3 protein-coding genes and 1 pseudogene are annotated in these 4,187 nt (G+C 57.9%); 3 read left to right on the top strand and 1 reads right to left on the bottom strand.

The genetic code is table 11. The features are described 5' to 3' along the window. From CON76_RS12435 to CON76_RS12425, 3 genes and pseudogenes are all read left to right on the top strand, one after another. Nucleotides 1-148, top strand: a pseudogene (locus tag CON76_RS12435) (transposase); the annotation flags it as partial. Nucleotides 149-360: 212 nt separating this feature from the next. After that, a complete protein-coding gene (locus CON76_RS12430; RefSeq protein WP_101103766.1) occupies nucleotides 361-918 on the top strand; it encodes a recombinase family protein in 558 nt (185 codons plus the stop codon). Nucleotides 919-920: 2 nt separating this feature from the next. After that, the gene (locus CON76_RS12425) at nucleotides 921-3,893 is read left to right on the top strand and encodes a Tn3 family transposase (protein WP_101103764.1); all 2,973 of its coding nucleotides are present in this window, start codon (nucleotides 921-923) and stop codon (nucleotides 3,891-3,893) included. Nucleotides 3,894-3,899: 6 nt separating this feature from the next. Here the strand turns inward: CON76_RS12425 and CON76_RS13235 are convergent. Further along, the coding region (locus tag CON76_RS13235) for a hypothetical protein (protein ID WP_169929064.1) at nucleotides 3,900-4,187 on the bottom strand (288 nt) is incomplete at its 5' end.

Raw genomic sequence — 4,187 nt, 5'->3', positions numbered from 1 at the left:
GGTGGTGCTGGACTTCGATGCCACCGACAACCCGCTGCACGGTCAGCAGGAGGGCCGCTTCTTCCACGGCTACTACGACAGCTACTGCTACTTGCCGCTGTACGTGTTTTGCGGCCAGCAACTGCTGTGCGCCTACCTGGGGTCGTCTCAGAAAACGGAATTTAAAGCACGTTAAGGCGTGGGATGGCATTGGAGATGGGGTGTGCTGAAGCTTGCCGGTGTCAGAGTGGAGTACACCCCAATTTGGCGTCAGGCTGTATAGTACAGAAACGTCAGGATAGAATGGTTTTTCGAATTGATTGACACAAATTTCCGAAAGTCATAGAGTTCATCCTGACACATCGACCTCGGGAGGGTATCGTGCATGGTCAGCGCATCGGTTACGTTCGCGTTAGCAGCTTCGACCAGAACCCAGAACGGCAACTCGAACAGGTCGAGGTGGACAAGGTGTTCACCGACATGGCATCGGGTAAGGACATCCGGCGTCCCGAGCTGGAACGACTGCTGGCCTTCGTGCGTGAGGGTGACACGGTGGTGGTGCACAGCATGGATCGCTTAGCCCGTAACCTCGACGATCTTCGCCATCTGGTTCAGGGCCTCACCCTGCGTGGTGTACGTATCGATTTTGTCAAGGAACGCCTAACCTTCACCGGTGAGGACTCACCGATGGCCAACTTGATGTTGTCGGTGATGGGGGCATTTGCTGAGTTTGAGCGTGCTTTAATCCATGAACGGCAGCGTGAAGGCATAGCGTTGGCCAAACAGCGTGGGGCTTATCGAGGCCGCAAGAGATCGTTAAACAGCGAGCAGGTCGCAAAATTGAAGCAGCGCGTCGCTGCAGGTGAGCAAAAAGCCTTGATTGCCCGCGACCTTGGTATCAGCCGTGAAACTTTGTACCAGTACCTGCACAATTCTTGAACATGCCACGTCGCTCAATGTTGTCCGGGGTGGAACGCGATAGCTTGCTGGCGTTGCCCAACACCCAAGAAGATCTGATTCGCTACTACACGTTGAGCGATACCGATCTGGCCATTATTCGCCAGCATCGTAAGCCCGAAAATCGGCTGGGCTTCGCGGTACAGCTTTGCTATATGCGCTATCCCAGTGTGATCCTCGGAGTGGACGACGAACTGTCTGCCCCTTTATTGCGTCTGGTTGCGGCGCAACTAAAAGTGCCTGTTGAAATCTGGAATATGTATGGCCAGCGCGAGCAAACACGACGTGAGCACCTGCTTGAACTACAAACGGTGTTCGGCTTCCAGCTTTTTACGACGACCAAACATTACCGGGTAGCAGTTCACAGCCTTGCTGACCTGGCTTGGCAAACCGACAAGGGCCTAGTGCTGGCGACTGCACTGGTTGAAGGGTTGCGCAGCAAAAGCGTTTTGTTGCCATCAATCGGCGTTATCGAGCGGATCTGTGCCGAGGCCATCACGCGCGCTAACCGGCAGATTTATGCCGCTCTGAGCGATCCGCTGACCGAGGATCATAGGCAGCGCCTCGACAAACTGCTCACACGCCGCGACAACGGCAAGATGACTTGGTTGGCCTGGCTGCGCCAGTCACCGCTCAAGCCCAATTCGCGCCACATGCTCGAACATATCGAGCGTCTGAAGGTTTGGCAGGCACTGGACTTGCCGCTTGGTATGGAGCGCCGGGTACACCAGAACCGGCTGCTCAAGATCGCCCGTGAGGGCGGTCAGATGACACCCGCCGACCTAGCGAGGTTCGAACCGCAGCGGCGCTACGCCACACTGGTAGCACTTGCCGTCGAGGGCATGGCCACTGTCACCGACGAGATCATCGACCTGAACGACCGCATTCTGGGCAAACTGTTCAATATGGCCAGGCACAAGCATCAGCAGCAGTTCCAGGCATCGGGCAAGGCGGTCAACGCCAAGGTCCGCCTGTACGGGCGCATCGGTCAGGTGCTCATCGATGCCAAGCAATCGGGTTGTGATCCGTTCGCCGCCATCGAAGCCATCATGCCCTGGGATGCCTTCGCCGAAAGCGTCACCGAGGCACAGAAGCTCGCACAGCCCGAGGAGTTTGATTTCCTACCCCGCATCGGCGAGAACTACGCCACCTTGCGCCGCTACGCGCCGCAATTCCTTGACGTGCTCAAGCTGCGCGCCGCCCCGGCCGCCAAGGGCGTGCTCGACGCCATCGAGGTGCTACGTGGCATGAACGCCGACAACGCCCGCAAGGTGCCCCAAGATGCGCCGACCGGCTTCATCAAGCCACGCTGGCACAAGATGGTGATAACCGATGCCGGCATTGAGCGGCGCTATTACGAGCTGTGCGCGTTGTCGGAGCTGAAGAATGCGCTGCGTTCGGGCGATATCTGGGTGCAAGGCTCGCGCCAGTTCAAGGATTTCGAGGACTACCTGGTTCCACCCGAGAAATTCGCTCACCTCAAGCAGTCCAGTCAACTGCCGCTGGCCGTGGCCATCAATTGTGAGCAGTACCTGCACGAGCGGCTGACGCTGCTGGAATCTCAGCTCGCCACGGTCAACCGCATGGCGGCGGCCAACGAACTGCCCGATGCCATCATCACCAATTCGGGCTTGAAGATCACGCCGCTGGATGCGGCGGTGCCCGAGACCGCGCAGGCGCTGATCGACCAGACCGCGATGAGCCTGCCGCACGTCAAGATCACCGAACTGCTGCTGGAGGTGGACGAGTGGACGGGCTTCACCCAACACTTTACGCACCTGAAGTCGGGTGACCTGGCCAAGGACAAGCCTCTGTTGCTGTCTGCCATTCTGGCCGATGCGATCAATTTGGGCCTGACCAAGATGGCCGAGTCCTGCCCTGGCACCACCGCCGCCAAGCTGTCCTGGCTACAGGCTTGGCATATCCGTGACGAGACGTACTCAACCGCTTTGGCCGAGCTGGTCAATGCCCAACTGCACCATCCCTTTGCCCAGCACTGGGGCGATGGCACCACATCGTCGTCGGATGGCCAGAACTTTCGTACCGGCAGCAAGGCCGCCAGCACCGGGCACATCAACCCGAAGTACGGCAGCAGTCCGGGGCGCACTTTCTACACCCACATCTCCGACCAGTACGCGCCCTTCCACACCAAGGTGGTCAACGTCGGCCTGCGCGACTCTACCTACGTGCTCGACGGCCTGCTCCACCATGAATCCGACTTGCGTATCGAGGAGCATTACACCGATACAGCCGGTTTCACCGATCATGTCTTTGCACTGATGCATCTACTGGGATTTCGCTTCGCGCCCCGGATCCGCGATCTGGGCGATACGAAGCTCTACATTCCGAAGGGCGAGATCATCTATGACACCATCAAGCCGCTGATCAGCAGTGACAAGCTCAACATCAAGGCTATTCGTACCCACTGGGATGAGATTTTGCGGTTGGCCACCTCGATCAAGCAGGGTACGGTGACGGCCTCGCTGATGCTCAGGAAGCTCGGCAGCTACCCGCGCCAGAACGGCCTGGCCGTGGCGCTGCGCGAGTTTGGACGCATCGAACGCACGTTGTTCATTTTGGACTGGTTGCAAAGCGTTGAGTTGCGCCGCCGTGTCCACGCCGGACTCAACAAGGGCGAGGCGCGCAATGCGCTGGCGCGTGCGGTGTTCTTCAACCGCCTGGGCGAAATCCGCGACCGCAGCTTTGAGCAGCAACGCTACCGGGCCAGCGGCCTCAATTTGGTGACCGCAGCCATCGTGCTGTGGAATACGGTCTACCTGGAGCGGGCCACGAAGGCCATCAACGACCACAGCCAGTCCGTCGATGGCACCCTGTTGCAATACTTGTCGCCCTTGGGCTGGGAGCATATCAACCTGACCGGCGACTATCTCTGGCGCAGCAATGCCAAGATCGGCTCAGGCAAGTTCAGACCCCTGCGCCCGATCCAAGCGGCTTAACGTGCTTTAAATTCCGAATTCTGAGACGACCCCTTTTACAGTTGATCCCGATGGCAATTTCTGCAAGGCTTGAAATTTACGGAACGCATAAAAATCACCTTTTCTGTCTTTCGAGAGTGGTTCATCCTCGTATTCAGTTGCAGATCGAAGAATCTGAGGAATGAACGGGATGGTTTCAGCAAGCAGGGGTCGATTTCCAGCCCATCCACGCAACTCTCCGCCACCCTTGCCAGTCATCAGGACATTGCCAGCAACCGTTTTAACGTAAGTCCCTTGGAGCTTTTCCTTGTAAAT

The organism is Macromonas bipunctata, assembly GCF_002837135.1.
GTDB classification, from domain to species: Bacteria; Pseudomonadota; Gammaproteobacteria; order Burkholderiales; family Burkholderiaceae_C; genus Macromonas_A; species Macromonas_A bipunctata.
The sequence above is the reverse complement of the archived record's forward strand: the minus strand, read 5'-3'. Positions and strand labels throughout refer to the sequence as shown.